Source organism: Pseudomonas sp. KBW05 (genome assembly GCF_003852405.1).
GTDB lineage: Bacteria > Pseudomonadota > Gammaproteobacteria > Pseudomonadales > Pseudomonadaceae > Aquipseudomonas.
This window is the reverse complement of sequence record NZ_QAJM01000046.1, coordinates 1-265: the sequence shown is the minus strand read 5'-3', so window position 1 is coordinate 265 and position 265 is coordinate 1.

Here is a 265-nt window from a genome sequence, read left to right as displayed (position 1 = left end):
GGGCCGCCGCCACGCGCCATCCATGGCGCGGGGCGGCTAAACCGGCATCCCTGCCGGTTTACCCCCCAAATCCATGTCGAATTCCGGCCATCGTGTTTAACGGGGCGCCTAAGATCAAAAACACAGCGCGGCGGCCTAGTAGCCGACCGGATCTCTGGAACTGACGCGTTCCCCTGTGGGAGCTGGCTTGCCTGCGATGGCATCAACTGGGTTTGCCTGATGTACCGAGTTGTCTGCATCGCAGGCAAGCCAGCTCCCACAGGTT